Annotated in this window: 13 protein-coding genes; 6 read left to right on the forward strand and 7 right to left on the reverse strand. The window is 72.1% G+C overall.

From position 1 onward, the window contains the following. The first annotated feature begins 153 nt into the window (after nucleotides 1-153). Nucleotides 154-732 (forward strand): gamma-glutamylcyclotransferase, encoded by a 579-nt coding sequence (locus FBZ87_RS15625; RefSeq protein ID WP_246134426.1) that lies wholly within the window; start codon nucleotides 154-156, stop codon nucleotides 730-732. 12 nt (nucleotides 733-744) lie between these two features. Here FBZ87_RS15625 and FBZ87_RS15630 read toward each other — a convergent pair whose 3' ends face one another. Beyond that, complete coding sequence (locus FBZ87_RS15630; RefSeq protein ID WP_145611236.1) at nucleotides 745-1,308, reverse strand: RsmD family RNA methyltransferase; 564 nt, start codon at nucleotides 1,306-1,308, stop codon at nucleotides 745-747. Continuing rightward, a complete protein-coding gene (locus tag FBZ87_RS30225; RefSeq protein WP_145611237.1) occupies nucleotides 1,308-2,684 on the reverse strand; it encodes a pseudouridine synthase in 1,377 nt (458 codons plus the stop codon). Before FBZ87_RS30225 ends, FBZ87_RS15630 begins: the two co-directional genes overlap by 1 nt. A gap of 103 nt (nucleotides 2,685-2,787) precedes the next feature. On the opposite strand from FBZ87_RS30225, the gene FBZ87_RS15640 reads away from it, so the two are divergent. The 4 genes from FBZ87_RS15640 (at nucleotide 2,788) to FBZ87_RS15655 (ending at nucleotide 5,657) form a co-directional block, all read left to right on the forward strand. Beyond that, a complete protein-coding gene (locus tag FBZ87_RS15640; protein ID WP_145611238.1) occupies nucleotides 2,788-3,426 on the forward strand; it encodes a TetR/AcrR family transcriptional regulator in 639 nt (212 codons plus the stop codon). A 76-nt stretch (nucleotides 3,427-3,502) separates the two neighbouring features. Continuing rightward, complete coding sequence (locus FBZ87_RS15645) at nucleotides 3,503-4,414, forward strand: alpha/beta fold hydrolase (protein ID WP_145611239.1); 912 nt, start codon at nucleotides 3,503-3,505, stop codon at nucleotides 4,412-4,414. A gap of 98 nt (nucleotides 4,415-4,512) precedes the next feature. Further along, a complete protein-coding gene (locus FBZ87_RS15650; protein WP_186454815.1) occupies nucleotides 4,513-4,947 on the forward strand; it encodes a nucleoside deaminase in 435 nt (144 codons plus the stop codon). 32 nt (nucleotides 4,948-4,979) lie between these two features. Then, complete coding sequence (locus FBZ87_RS15655) at nucleotides 4,980-5,657, forward strand: hypothetical protein (protein WP_145611240.1); 678 nt, start codon at nucleotides 4,980-4,982, stop codon at nucleotides 5,655-5,657. On the opposite strand, the gene FBZ87_RS15660 is transcribed toward FBZ87_RS15655, so the two are convergent. Further along, complete coding sequence (locus FBZ87_RS15660; RefSeq protein ID WP_145611241.1) at nucleotides 5,654-6,577, reverse strand: tetratricopeptide repeat protein; 924 nt, start codon at nucleotides 6,575-6,577, stop codon at nucleotides 5,654-5,656. The genes FBZ87_RS15655 and FBZ87_RS15660 overlap by 4 nt on opposite strands. A gap of 69 nt (nucleotides 6,578-6,646) precedes the next feature. Further along, nucleotides 6,647-7,954 carry a phosphoribosylamine--glycine ligase gene (gene purD / locus FBZ87_RS15665; RefSeq protein ID WP_145611242.1) on the reverse strand — a complete coding sequence of 436 codons (1,308 nt, stop codon included), beginning with the start codon at nucleotides 7,952-7,954 and terminating at the stop codon, nucleotides 6,647-6,649. Between the two features lie 60 nt (nucleotides 7,955-8,014). Here purD and xseA point away from each other — a divergent pair, with 60 nt between their 5' ends. Beyond that, entirely contained in the window at nucleotides 8,015-9,652 is a 1,638-nt protein-coding gene (xseA, locus tag FBZ87_RS15670) for an exodeoxyribonuclease VII large subunit (RefSeq protein WP_145611243.1), read from the forward strand. A 17-nt stretch (nucleotides 9,653-9,669) separates the two neighbouring features. Here xseA and FBZ87_RS15675 read toward each other — a convergent pair whose 3' ends face one another. The 3 genes from FBZ87_RS15675 to FBZ87_RS15685 form a co-directional block, all read right to left on the reverse strand. Continuing rightward, nucleotides 9,670-10,566 carry a lysophospholipid acyltransferase family protein gene (locus FBZ87_RS15675; protein ID WP_186454788.1) on the reverse strand — a complete coding sequence of 299 codons (897 nt, stop codon included), beginning with the start codon at nucleotides 10,564-10,566 and terminating at the stop codon, nucleotides 9,670-9,672. A 212-nt stretch (nucleotides 10,567-10,778) separates the two neighbouring features. Continuing rightward, entirely contained in the window at nucleotides 10,779-11,759 is a 981-nt protein-coding gene (gene lpxK / locus FBZ87_RS15680; protein ID WP_145611245.1) for a tetraacyldisaccharide 4'-kinase, read from the reverse strand. Next, complete coding sequence (locus FBZ87_RS15685; RefSeq protein ID WP_145611246.1) at nucleotides 11,756-13,048, reverse strand: 3-deoxy-D-manno-octulosonic acid transferase; 1,293 nt, start codon at nucleotides 13,046-13,048, stop codon at nucleotides 11,756-11,758. The genes lpxK and FBZ87_RS15685 overlap by 4 nt, the downstream gene beginning before the upstream one ends. Nucleotides 13,049-13,128 lie beyond the last annotated feature (80 nt).

Consider the following 13,128-nt stretch of genomic DNA (forward strand, 5'->3'; position numbering starts at 1 on the left):
AAGCGCGGTGCCGTCGCGCCGGCCTTCAGTCTTAGATCGGGATCAGCCGCCTGGAATGCCAGCGCCAATCGGCTTACCGACGGTTGACGGCGGCGGGGAAGCCGTCCAGGGTCGGGAGCATCATGGTCGTTTCCCCTGCCTGGCATGCCGCGCTTGTCCCCATCCGCCCCTGAAATCGCCGCCCCCTACCGTGCCATCGGCGTCGCCGCCGGTGACGATGTCTGGGTCTTCGGTTATGGCTCCCTCATGTGGAATCCGGGTTTCCCTTTCGTGGAGCGGCGGTTGGCCACGGTGCGCGGCTGGCACCGGGGGTTCAGCGTCTATTCCTTCCGTCATCGCGGCACCCGTGCCTGTCCGGGCGCCGTCCTGGGACTGGACCGGGGCGGGGCTTGCCGGGGCATCGCGTACCGTGTGGAGGCGGCCGAGGCGGCGGGGGTGCTGGACTATCTCTGGGCGCGGGAGATGCAGAACGCGGTCTATGAGCCGCGCCTGCTGACCGCCACGCTGGACAACGGGACGAAGGTGCCCACCGTGGCCTTCACCGTGCTGCGCGGGCATGAGCAATATTGCGGGCGCCTGCCGCCGGAGGAACTGGCCGGGCTGATCCGCCAGGGCGTGGGGGAAAGCGGGCGCAACGTCGACTATCTGGTCAACACCGTCCGGCACCTGCATGAGCTGGGCATCCGCGACCGCAACCTGGAAGGGCTGGTGGAGCGGGTGACGGCCTCGTGAGGGCGGTTAAGCTCACCCCCGCTTGAGGAACAGCACGCGGGTGTCGCCATAGCGGCGGTCGTCCCGTTGCTCGAAGCCCAGCGGCGCCTGGAAAGCGTCATCGCCGCCGATCTCGACGACGCACAGGGCCTCTCGCGCCAGCCAGCCGCCGACCGCCAGGCCTTCCAACGCGCGCGGTGCCAGCTCCTGGCCGTAGGGCGGGTCCAGGAAGACCAGCTCGGCCGCCTGCCGGGCGGGAGGGGGCTTGGTGGCGTCGCCCAGGGTGAACTGGCAGCGGCCGCCTTCCCGCAAGGTGGCGGCGTTGGCGCGGGCCAGGTCCAGCGAAGCGCGGCTGACATCCAGGAACAGGGCGGCCTCCGCCCCGCGCGACAGAGCCTCCAGGCCCAGGGCGCCGGTGCCGCAGAACGCGTCCAGCACCACCCGGCCCTCCACCGTGGGGCCTTCGTCGGCGAAGAAATCGCCATGCTCCAGGATGTTGAACAGGGCCTGGCGCGTGCGGTCGCTGGTGGGCCGCACGTCCCGGCCGCCGGGGGCCGCCAGGGTCCGCCCGCGATGCCGCCCGCCGACGATGCGCATCAGGTCTTCTTGCCCCTGGGCGCCGGCTTGCCCGTTGGGCGTGCGGGCTTGGAGCCGGCAGATTTGGGGCTGGTGGATTTGGCGGAAGCCGCTTTAGGCGTTGGCTTGCCGGTGCGCGGGGGGGCCGCCTTGGCCGTATCCCGCTTGGCCTCGCCCCGCTTGGGCTCGCCGCGCTTGGCGCCATCCCGCTTCGGGGCCCGGCTATCGACGCGCTCACCCAGGCTGGGGGCGCTGCGCGTCACCGCCGCCTTGCGCGGGCGGCGGGCGGGGGTGTCGTCATCATCGTCGGGCGTGCCGTCCAGCGCCCGGTCCAGGGCGAGGGCCAGCGCGCGCGCCTTGTCGGCCGCGCTGTCGCCGGTGGAAGGCGGGCGCTTGGCGCGGGTGGCGGCATCGGCCGGTGCTGAAGGGCGTTCAGCGGATCGGGATGTGGCTCGGGCCGGGGCACGGGCGGCGCGGGGAGCCTCCACCCCCTCCTCACGGCGGATGCGGGCCGGGGCGGTCTTTGCCGGTGCCGCCTTGGCAGCGGGTGCGGCCTTGGGCGCCTTATCGAAGCGCAGCGCCGGCGCCTCGGCCGCCAACTTGCCGCGCGCCTCCTTGCGGTCCTGGGCGCTTTCCTTGGGGAAGAACTGGGGCAGCTGGTCGCGCAGCACGCGGCGCGGCACTTCCTCCACCTCACCCTTTTCCAGCTTGCCCAGCTGGAACGGGCCGTAGGCGACGCGGATCAGCCGGTTCACCGTCAGGCCCAGGTGCTCCAGCACCTTGCGGATCTCGCGGTTCTTGCCTTCGCGCAGAGTCATGGTCAGCCAGGCGTTGCTGCCCTGCTCCCGGTCCAGCACCGCCTCGATGGGGCCGTACTCGATGCCGTCGACGAAGATACCCTCCGCCAGCTTGGCCAGCTTGGCGGTATCCGGCGTCCCGTGCACCCGCACCCGGTAGCGGCGGGGCCAGGCGGTGGACGGCAGCTCCAGATGCCGGGCCAGTTCCCCGTCGTTGGTCAGCAGCAGCAGGCCCTCGGTGTTCAGATCCAGCCGGCCGACGCTGATGACGCGCGGCATGCCGTCGGGCAGGCGGTCGAACACCGTGGCGCGGGCCAACTCGTCGCGAGCCGTGGTCACCAAGCCGGCGGGCTTGTGATAGCGCCAGACGCGCGTCGGCTCCTGCTCCGGCAGAACCTGGCCGTCGACGACGATGCGGTCGCCGGCTTGCACGTTCACGCCGGGCGAGGTCAGTACCTGGCCATTCACGGCCACGCGACCGTCAGCGATCCAGCGCTCGGCATCGCGGCGGGAGCACAGGCCGGCACGCGCCAGCCGCTTGGCGATACGCTCGCCGTCTTTGGGGGCGCCGGACTTCTCGGGGGATTTGGTATCGGACATGGGGCGGACTGTATGCGCGCCCAGCCGCCTTGCCAAGCGCCAGACGGCGCCGGCCCAAGCCGATGGGGGCCTCGCCTGGGGCATGGCTGCGCTTGATTCGGAAATGATCGTTTCCTATAATGCTGCCATGACCGCCTCGCTCTCTCCCCGCCGTCCTGGCCCCGGCCGCCCGCGCGAATTCGACACCGACCTGGCGTTGGATCGCGCCATCGCGGTGTTCAGTGAGCGCGGCTATCAGGGTGCTGCCATCAGCGACCTGACCCGGGCCCTCGGCCTGACCGCCGGCAGCCTGTACAAGGCCTTCACCGACAAGCGCGGCCTGTTCCTGGCCGCCTTCGACCGCTACGTGGCCCTGCGGACCGAGCGGTTACGCGCCGCGCTGGAGGGCGCTCCCACCGGGCGGGCCAAGATCAAGGCGGTATTGGATTTCTATGCCGACAGCAGCCATGGGGCTGATGGTCGCCGGGGGTGCCTGGTGGTGGCCGGCGCTGTGGACCTCGCCGCCGCCGATCCGGAAATCGCGGCCCGGGTGACCGGGGCGCTGCACCTGAACGAGGGACGGCTCGCCGACCTTGTCGCTGAAGGACAGGCCGATGGCACGGTCGCCCCGCATCTTGATCCCTCGGCCACTGCCCGGTTGTTGCTGTGCGTGCTGCAGGGGATGCGCGTCATCGGCAAGACGGGGCGGGACCGCGCGGAAATGGCGCCCTTGGCGGACAACGCAATGAAACTGCTGGACTGAAGACGGCCCGCCATCGCCGCCGCAGTGGCGGTTGCTCAATTAGGAAACGATCATTCCCAAAAAAGGAGATAACCCCATGCAACCCTTCAACGCCGATCGCTTCTGGCGACGCTTCCGACACGGCCTGGTGACCGCCAACGGTGTGCGCCTGCATTACGTCGAGGGTGGGCCAGAGGGCGAGCAGCAGGGGCCGCCGGTGCTATTGATCCCGGGCTGGCCACAAAGCTGGTACGCCTGGCGCCATGTCATGCCCTTGCTGGCCGATGCCGGGCGGCGGGTCATCGCCGTGGACCCGCGCGGCTTCGGCGACTCGGATCGGCCGGCCGACGGTTATGACCTGGGCACGGTGGCGGCCGACATGCACGGCCTGGCCACCGCCCTGGGCCTGCTGGACGATGGCCCGATCGACGTGGTGGGCCATGATGTCGGCACCTGGATCGGCCATGCCTATGCCGCCGACTGGCCAGGGGACGTGCACCGCCTGGCCCTGGTTGATGCGGCCCTGCCGGGCATCACGCCCCCGCCACCGCCCGGCATCCCATCGGACGAGGCCAACGCCCGCACCTGGCACTTCGCCTTCAACCGCCTGGATGACCTGCCGGAACTGCTCATCCAGGGGCGGGAACACGCCTACCTCGGCCACTTGTTCAACGCCAAGGCCCTGCGGCGCTGGGCCATCGGGCCGGCCGACCTGGACGAGTACGTGCGGGTGCTGTCCCTGCCGGGCGCCCTGCGCTCCACCTTCGCTTATTATCGCGAGGTTTTCCGGCCGGCAGAACTGGCGCGGGCGAGGGCGCGGGCGGGGAAGGGGCTGGTGCTGCCCATTCTGGCCGTGGGGGCCCGGGCCGGCGTGGGCACCCTGCTGGCCGATACCTTGCGCGGCTATGCCGCCGACGTGCGGGCCCAGGTGCTGGACTGCGGCCATTATGTGCCGGAGGAGTCGCCCGACGAATTGGCGGCCGTGCTGGTCGATTTTCTCGCCGGATGACAGATGCGCCGCCCGCCCGCTTGACGCCGCGCGCGGCGCTGCCCCACGCTGGGGACATGCTGTCGTCCCCGCTTGAGACCGAGCCCGATCCGTCCCCCATGGAGCGCGCCTTCGCCGAGGCCGCGTCCGCCGCCGCGCGGGGGGAAGTGCCGGTGGGCGCCGTCATCGTCGACCCCGCCTCCGGTGCCGTCCTGGCCGCCGCCTCCAACCGGACGGAGGAGTTGGCCGACCCCACGGCCCATGCCGAGGTGCTGGCCATTCGTGCCGCCTGCGCCGCCGTAGGCCAGCCGCGCCTGCCGGGCCTGGACCTCTATGTGACGCTGGAACCCTGCGCTCTGTGCGCTGCCGCCATCAGCTTCGCCCGTCTCAGGCGGGTCTATTTCGGGGCCTACGACCCCAAGGGCGGGGCCGTGGAGCATGGCCCCCGTTTCTTCAGCCAGGCCACCTGCCATCATGCGCCCGATACCTATGGCGGGCTGCAGGAACGGCGGGCGGGTGCGCTGCTGCAGGATTTCTTCAAGGAACGACGCTGACGCCGCCGCCACAGCAAGGGGATGGGAACCGCATGCCGCTCTACCGGGACGACTACGGCGCCTACTACTGGTCCTTGCGCGGCGATGTGACGGGCGAGGTGGTGCGCGACACGCCTTTCCACAAGGACGCCGGCATGCGGGTGCTGCGGGTCCGCCCGGGGCAGGAGGGGCGCATCCTGTGGACGGTGCGGGGCGCTTTCGCCCTGTTGGGGCTGGAGGCGCTGGCCATCCTGGCGCTGGCCGCCGGTCTGGTCATCGTTCCCGCCGGCTGGCAGACCGCTCTGGCAGTGAACGCCTTCCTGCCCACCACCGTCCTGGCGGTGCTGGCCTTGTCCGTGCTGCTGCCGCTGTCGTGCGAATGGACCATCGTGCGCCACCCCCTGCGCATCGTATACGGTCAGCCGCGCAGCCTGCTGCTGGCGCCGCTGCTGCCCCTGCTGGGGCCGCTGCTGATCGTCCTGGCCACCGCCGCCGTATTCTGGCGTCAGGCCGGGGTGTTCCGGGGCCTGCGGACCATCGTGCACGGCGCCGACCTGTGGGTCTGGGGCATCGTGGCGGCGGCCGTTCTGGGGCTGGCCGTGCTGGCCGGCTGGCTGATCCGCCAGTGCTGGGTGGGCTGGAAAGAGGCCCACCGCCGTCCGCCGCCCCGCATCCTCGGCCTGAGGGTGGCGGCATCGCGCGAGCGGCGGCGGGACCGGACCGGGTCTTAGGCTCCCGGCTTCTCTTCGGCGGCGGCTTCCTCAGCCTGGGGGGCTTCCCCGCCCTTGGCTTCGGCGGCCGCCTTCTCGGCGCGATAGGTGTCGAAGGCGATCTTCACCGACCGCGCGGCCTCGCTGTCCGGGTAGGCGGCGGCCCACTGGTCGGCGCGGTCGGCGGCGGCGTCGCCATTGCCCATCTGCGCCATGACCGTCAGGGCCCGGGCGTAGAACTGCTGCGGCACCGGATGCGCCGGCGTGGTCTGGATCAGCACCCAGATGATCTGGGCGGCCTCTTCGGCGCGGCCCATGGCGATCAGGGTGTCGGCCAGGGCCAGCCGGGCGTCGCCCTGGGACGGGTCCAGGGTGGCGCAGGCATGGAACTCGGCGGCGGCCGCGTCCAGCCGACCGGTGTTGCGCAGGATCAGGCCCAGGTTGAAGCGGGTCTCGGCCCGGTTGGGGTCCAGCTCCAGCGTGCGGCGCCAGGCGTCCTCGGCCCCGGCCAGGTCGTTCTTCTGGCCCGAAGCCACGCCCAAGGCGTGCCAGGCCTCGGTGAACTGCGGGTTCAGTTCCACCGCGCGGCGGAAGCTTTCCAGCGCCTCGTCCACCTTGCCCTGGGCCAGCAGCGCCATGCCCAGGTTCTGGTGGGGCGGCGGGTGGTTGGGATTCAGCGACCGCGCCTTCTTCAGCGCCGTCACCGCCTCCTCCAGCTTGCCCAGGCCCTGCAGCACCGCGCCCAGGTTGGACCAGGCGACGCGGATCTCCGGGACGGAGGCGTAGATGCGGATGATGGCGCGGTAGGCGTTCTCCGCCTCCTTCAGCCGGCCCTGGCGGTGCAGGTCGGCGGCCACCCGCATGTCGTTGACGAAGGGCGCGCCGGCATTGGCGTCCTTGGAGATTTCCGCGATGCGGCGGCGGCGGTCCTGGCGATTCATGATCTCATGTCCCTAAAAACGGCGGGGCCCCGTGCTGGGGCGCCGGCCTTATCCCTGCTTCTGTCCCCGTTAGGCCTTTTCGCGCTCGGCCTTTTCGCGTTCCAGGGCGCGCCAGCCGATGTCCCGGCGGCAGAACCCCTCCGGCCAGCGGATGCGGTCCACCGCCTGGTAGGCGAGTGCCTGCGCCTCGGCCACCGTCTTGCCGATGGCCGTCACGCCCAGCACCCGGCCGCCATTGGCCAGCACATGATCGCCATCTGCTTTGGTGCCGGCATGGAAGACGGTGACCCCGTCGACCTTGCCCGCATCCTCCAGCCCCCCGATGGCGGTGTTCTTCACATAATCACCCGGATAACCCTGGGCCGCCATCACCACGCACAGGGCGGGGTCGTCGTGCCAGCGCACGTCCACATGGTCCAGCTGCCCGTCGCAGGTGGCCAGCAGCAGCGGCACGATGTCGGATTTCAGGCGGCGCATCAGCACCTGGCATTCCGGGTCGCCGAAGCGTGCGTTGAACTCGATCAGCCGCGGCTTCGGTCCTTCCGGGCTCGCAACGATCATCAGCCCGGCGAACAACACCCCGGTGAAGGGCTTGCCCTCGGCCGCCATACCGCGCACCGTGGGTTCCACGATCTCGCGCATCACCCGGTCCTGCAGCTCGGGCGTCAGCACGGGCGCGGGGGAATAGGCGCCCATGCCGCCGGTGTTGGGGCCCTGGTCGTTGTCGAGCACCCGCTTGTGGTCCTGCGCGCCCACCAGGGGCAGGGCGTGGGTGCCGTCGCACAGCGCGAAGAAGCTGGCCTCCTCGCCATCCATGAATTCTTCCACCACCACCTCGGCGCCGGCGCTGCCGAAGCGGCCGTGCAGCATGGCGTCGTCGATGGCGGCATGCGCCTCCTCCAGGGTCATGGCGATGACGACACCCTTGCCGGCGGCCAGGCCGTCGGCCTTCACCACGATGGGCGCGCCCTGCTCGGTAACGTAGGCCTTGGCGGCGCTGGCGTCGGTGAAGCGCCGGTAGGCGGCCGTGGGCACGCCGTACTTGGCGCAGATGTCCTTCATGAAGCCTTTGGAGCCTTCCAGGGCGGCGGCCGCCTGGCTGGGGCCGAAGGCCTTGATGCCGGCGGCCGTCAGGCGGTCCACCAGGCCCAGCACCAGCGGCTGCTCCGGACCCACCACCACCAGGTCGACGGCGTTGGACGTGGCGAAGGCCACCAGGCCGTCCACGTCGTCGGCCTTGATGTCCACGCAGCTCGCTACGTCGCGGATGCCGGCGTTGCCGGGCGCGCACCACAAGGTGCCGCACAGGGGGGAGGCTGAGATGGCCCAGCACAGCGCATGCTCCCGCCCGCCGGATCCGACCACCAGGATCTTCATCGCCTCTACCCCCGATCACGATTCCATCTGTTGAGCGGGTGCTTGTATCATGCCCGCGCCATGACTCAAGACTTCCCCGACTCACCCCCGACCTCCTCCGCCGATCTCGGCTATGCCGGCGCCGCGCCCGTGGCCGGCGGCAACCTGCCCGAGCTCAGCGTTTCCGACCTGTCGCGCGCGCTGAAGCGCACGGTGGAGGAGACGTTCGGCTATGTCCGCGTGCGTGGGGAGGTCAGCCAGCCCAAGCGCGTTTCCTCCGGCCACCTCTACCTGCGCCTGAAGGACGACCAGGCGGTGATCGAGGCCGTGTGCTGGAAGGGCACGGTCATGCGCCTGGCCGTGAAGCCGGAAGACGGGATGGAGGTGGTGTGCACCGGCCGCCTGACGACATACCCCGGCCGCTCACAATATCAGCTGATCATCGAAACCATGGAGCTGGCGGGCGAGGGCGCGCTGCTCAAGATGCTGGAGGAGCGCAAGCGCCGGCTGGCTGCGGAGGGCCTGTTCGATGCCCAGCGCAAGCGGCCGCTGCCCTTCCTGCCCAGGGTCATCGGCGTGGTGACCTCCCCCACCGGCGCCGTCATCCGGGACATTCTGCACCGCCTGGCCGACCGCTTCCCCCGCCATGTGCTGCTGTGGCCGGTGGCGGTGCAGGGCGAGCAGGCGGCGGCCCAGGTGGCCCGCGCCATCCAGGGCTTCAACGCCATCGCCCCGGGCGGCCCCGTGCCCCGGCCCGACCTGCTGATCGTGGCGCGCGGCGGTGGCAGCCTGGAAGACCTGATGCCCTTCAATGAGGAGATCGTGGTGCGGGCGGCGGCGGCCAGCCAGATCCCGCTGATCTCCGCGGTGGGGCATGAGACTGATACGACGCTGATCGATTTCGCTTCCGACCGCCGCGCGCCCACGCCCACGGCCGCCGCCGAGATGGCGGTGCCGGTCCGGGCCGAACTGATGGCCCAGGTCATGGAATGCGGCCGCCGGCTGGAGGGGACCGCCAACCGCCTGCTGGCCGAGCGCCGCAACCGCGTGGAAGGGCTGGCGCGTGGCCTGGGCGACCCCCGCGCCCTGCTGGAAGGCTGCGCCCAGCGCCTGGACGACCGGGGCGAGCGCCTGGCCCTGTCCATGACCGGCCTGATCCGCCGCCACCGGACGGAGGTGGCCAAGCTGGGCGCCGGCCTGCGCCATCCCGCCCAGGTGCTTGGCCTGGCCTATGCCCGCCTGGACATCGCCCAGCGGGGCCTGTCGGGTGGCCTGACCCGCCTGCTGGCCGACCGTACCACCCGCGCCCAGAACCTGGCCCAGCGCCTGACGCCCCAGCCGCTGGTGCGCCGGGCGGAGGAGGGCGGGGCGCGCCTGGAGGACCTCGGCCGCCGCCTGGACGCCAGCTTCGGCCGCGCCGTGGCCGATGGCGCCCGCCGGCTGGAAGGCCAGGCCAAGCTGCTGGAGACGCTGTCCTACCGCGGCGTTCTGGCGCGCGGCTTCGCCCTGGTCACCACCGCCGACGGCCACCCCGTGACCAAGGCGGCGGATGCCCCCGCCGGCGGCCGCGTGCGGGTGGAATTCATCGATGGCGCCGTGGGTGCCACCCTGGACGGGGAAGGGGCGCCTGTTCCGGCGCCCGCTCCGCCCCGCGAGTCTGCCCCCACGCCCAAGCCGCGCGCGGCGGCGCGGCCCGGCGGGCAGGGCAGCCTGTTCTGAGCAGCGGGCGGGAGCCCCTATTTCGGCCATCTCCGGTGGGTCCACAGCCATTGGCCGGGGTTGTCCAGCACCCACCGCTCCAGAAGCTGGTTCACCGCCACGGTGATGGCGCGGATGTCGGCCGGGCGGTCGCCGGTGGGCGCCGGCAGGTCCATCGGCGGGAACGCCTCGATGCGGAAGCGGGCGCCCTTGGCCTTGCGCGTCACCCGCACCGGCACGACCACGGCGCCGTGGCGCACCACCACGTCGCCGGCGATGGTGCCGGTCATGGCGTCATGGCCCAGGAAGGGCACGGCGATGCCCTCGTTCAGTTTCTGGTCGGCCAGGATGCCCAGGATGCCGCCCGCCCGCATGGCCGCCAGGATGCCCTTGGCCGAGGCGCGGCCCTTGGGTACCAGGGTGGTGCCCAGCTCGCCCCGCGCCTCGGCCAGCAGCTTGTCGACCGAGGGGTTGTTGGGCGCGCGGTAGATGGCGGTCATGGTGGCGCCGCACTTGAACACGGTCATGGCCACCAGTTCCCAATTGCCGAAGTGGCCGGTCAGGATGACGCCCGGCTTGCCATCGGTCACCAGGCCGCGCACATGCTCCGCCCCGATCAGCTCCACCCGCTGTTCCCACTCGCGCGAGATGGTCTTCAGGTGCGGATATTCGGCCAGGGTGCGGCACAGGTTGTCCCAGGATTCGCGGGCCACACGCTGGCGCCCCGCCGCATCCAGCTGGGGCATGGCCCGTTCCAGGTTGCGGAGCACCTTGGCGTTGCCGCCGATGCGCGGCCCCAGGGTGCGCCCCACCCAGCCGCCGAAGTCCGACGCCACGTCGGCGGGCAGCAGGCCCAGCAGGTTGAACAGGGCGCGGATGCCTGCCGCCTCGATGGCGTAGCGCAGGGAGGAAGGCTGGGTACCGTGCTCGGCCATGGAAGCTCCCGTGCCGGTCCCCATGGCGATGGGCCGGCCGTCCTGGGGGGAATTGGGTGTCGACCCCTTATCCGGACCCCGGAAAGGTGACCTCCAAGGCGGACAAAAACGGGTGCCGCCGGGTCCCGACGCCGGCGGCGGCTAAGCTATCGGGCGCTTTTTGCCAGGGGTCAAGCGCGCTCGCACGCGCCCGCCCTGGGAACCCGATATCCCTAGGACATCGTTCGCAGAACACGCTCCAGGGCGCCGGGGTCGTCGAAGGCCAGCATCACGGGCAGGGCTTTTATGGCGGTTTGGTGCGCGGCGGGTAGTCGCACCCAGTCCTTCTCGGTCGTCAGCGGTATGGCGCCCAGGGTGGTGGCGCGCTCCAGCAGGCCGGTGACTTCGGCCTCGGCATAGGGGTAATGGTCGGGGAAGGGCGCCGTCTCCGCCACCGTCAGGCCCAGCTCAACGCAGGTGTCGAAGAACTTTCCCGGCCGGCCGATGCCGGCGAAGGCCAGGACCGGGCGCCCGGCCAGCCCGGCGGCCACGGCTGCGTCCGGCACCAGTCGGGCGGCCAGGATGGGCAGGGCGGGGGCGAGTGCCGCCACGCTCGCCCTGGCTTCCGTGCGGTCGGCACCCACGATCACCACGGCGTCCGCCCGGGCCAGGCCGTCGCCAAGGGCCTCGCGCAGGGGGCCGGCCGGGATGACGCGGCCGTTGCCGAAGCCCGCGCCGCCGTCCACGACCAGCAGCGACAGGTCCTTGGCCAGGGCCGGGTTCTGGAAGCCGTCATCCATCACCACGGCCTCGGCGCCGCCATCGCGCGCGGCCCGGGCGCCGGCCAGGCGGTCCGCCGATATCCAGGCCGGGGCGGTGCGCGACAGCAGCAGCGGCTCATCCCCCACGTCGGCGGCACCATGCCGGGCCGGATCGACCCGCAGGGGGCCCTTCAGCCGGCCGCCATAGCCGCGCGACAGGTAGTGGGCCTGGACGCCCCGGGCGCGCAAGTGCCGCATCACCGCCTGCGACAGCGGCGTCTTGCCGGCGCCGCCCGCCACCAAGTTGCCGACGCAGATGACGGGGATGCCGACGTCCTGCGGCGTGGCCTTGGCCTGGCGCCGGCGGGCGCCGAGGGTGTAGAGGCACGCCAGGGGGCTCAGCAGTGCCGCCAGCGGCCCGGCGGGGCGATACCAGAAGCCGGGGGCCTTCACCGGGCATCCCCGGCAGGGTGCAGGCCGGCCTCGGCCAGCAGGGGCGCCAGGGCGGCCAGCACCCGGTCCACGGCGTCGCGGTTGTCGTCGGCAACAGCCTTGGCGGCGGCCGCCTGGGCCTCGCGCGCCGGCCGGTCAGTCAGCAGGGTTTGCACTGCCGCGGCCAGGCCTTCGACATCCGGCACGCGCCGGGCGCCGCCGGCCGCCTCCAGGGTCGCGGCGATCTCCGCGAAGTTATGCATGTGCGGACCATAGATGACGGCGGCCCCCAGCTGTGCGGGCTCGATGGGGTTGTGCCCGCCCACCGGCACGAAGGATCCACCGATGGCGGCCACCGGTGCCAGGCGGAAGAACAGCCCCAGCTCCCCCAGCGTGTCGGCTACATGCAGGGCGTCGGTGGCGTCCGGCAGGGCGCCGGTGGCGCGACGGCTGACGGTCAGGCCTCGGGCCTGGAAGGCGGCGGCGATCTCCGGCCCGCGCGCGGGGTGGCGTGGCACCACCAGGGTCAGCAGTCCCGGCATGCGGGGGGCCAGGCGCTGGTGCACCTGGACGGCCAGGTCATCCTCGCCTGGATGGGTGCTGGCGAGGACCCAGGCGGGCCGGCCGGCCACGGCGGCCCGGAGGGCGGCCAGGGCCTGGGGCTCCGCCGGCAGCGGGCTGGTGGAGTATTTCAGGTTGCCGACGCAGCGCACGTCGGCCAGGCCCAAATCGCGCAGGCGCCCGGCCTCCGTCGCCGTTTGCGCCAGCGCCAGGCGAAAGGTGGACAGCAGGCGACGGGCGGTGCGCGGCGCGCGCCGCCAGTTGCGGTGGCTGCCGGCCGACAGGCGCGCATTCACCAGGGCGGCGGGCACCTGGGCCTTGCGCAGGGCGCGCAGCAGGTTGGGCCAGAATTCCGATTCGATCCACAGCGCCGCGTCGGGCCGCCAGTGGTCCATGAAACGGGCCACGGCCGCCGGCAGGTCCACCGGCACGAACTGGTGGATGGCGCCCGGCGGCAGGCGCTTGGCCATGAGCGCGGCGGAAGTGACGGTGCCGGTGGTGACCAGGACGGTGGGCCGGGGCGACAGGGTCAGCAGCCGGTCGATCAGCGGCAGCACGGCCATGGACTCGCCCACGCTGGCGGCATGCAGCCAGATCAGCCGGCCAGGGGGGCGGGGCAGACCGGCATGGCCCAGGCGTTCGGGCAGGCGGTGGGGGTCTTCCTTGCCGGCGGCCAGCCGCCGGTCCAGCAGGCGGCGGACGGCGGGGCCGGCCAGGGCAGTCAGCCCGCGATAAAGCGCTTCCAGCATGCCGATCGTGTCAGGGGAACGGATGGGGCGGCGGGGCGGCCCGCCACGGTCGCCGCCACCCTAGCACCGGGTCCGCGCCG

This window comes from Nitrospirillum amazonense, assembly GCF_007828035.1.
Lineage (GTDB): Bacteria > Pseudomonadota > Alphaproteobacteria > Azospirillales > Azospirillaceae > Nitrospirillum > Nitrospirillum amazonense.

Excerpts from the sequence above, each read along its gene's own strand:
- FBZ87_RS15630 (WP_145611236.1), bottom strand. The coding sequence starts at position 1,308 with ATGCGCATCGTCGGCGGGCGGCATCGCGGGCGGACCCTGGCGGCCCCC.
- FBZ87_RS30225 (WP_145611237.1), bottom strand. The coding sequence starts at position 2,684 with ATGTCCGATACCAAATCCCCCGAGAAGTCCGGCGCCCCCAAAGACGGC.
- FBZ87_RS15640 (WP_145611238.1), top strand. The coding sequence starts at position 2,788 with ATGATCGTTTCCTATAATGCTGCCATGACCGCCTCGCTCTCTCCCCGC.
- FBZ87_RS15645 (WP_145611239.1), top strand. The coding sequence starts at position 3,503 with ATGCAACCCTTCAACGCCGATCGCTTCTGGCGACGCTTCCGACACGGC.
- FBZ87_RS15650 (WP_186454815.1), top strand. The coding sequence starts at position 4,513 with ATGGAGCGCGCCTTCGCCGAGGCCGCGTCCGCCGCCGCGCGGGGGGAA.
- FBZ87_RS15655 (WP_145611240.1), top strand. The coding sequence starts at position 4,980 with ATGCCGCTCTACCGGGACGACTACGGCGCCTACTACTGGTCCTTGCGC.
- FBZ87_RS15660 (WP_145611241.1), bottom strand. The coding sequence starts at position 6,577 with ATGAATCGCCAGGACCGCCGCCGCCGCATCGCGGAAATCTCCAAGGAC.
- purD (WP_145611242.1), bottom strand. The coding sequence starts at position 7,954 with ATGAAGATCCTGGTGGTCGGATCCGGCGGGCGGGAGCATGCGCTGTGC.
- xseA (WP_145611243.1), top strand. The coding sequence starts at position 8,015 with ATGACTCAAGACTTCCCCGACTCACCCCCGACCTCCTCCGCCGATCTC.
- FBZ87_RS15675 (WP_186454788.1), bottom strand. The coding sequence starts at position 10,566 with ATGGCCGAGCACGGTACCCAGCCTTCCTCCCTGCGCTACGCCATCGAG.
- FBZ87_RS15685 (WP_145611246.1), bottom strand. The coding sequence starts at position 13,048 with ATGCTGGAAGCGCTTTATCGCGGGCTGACTGCCCTGGCCGGCCCCGCC.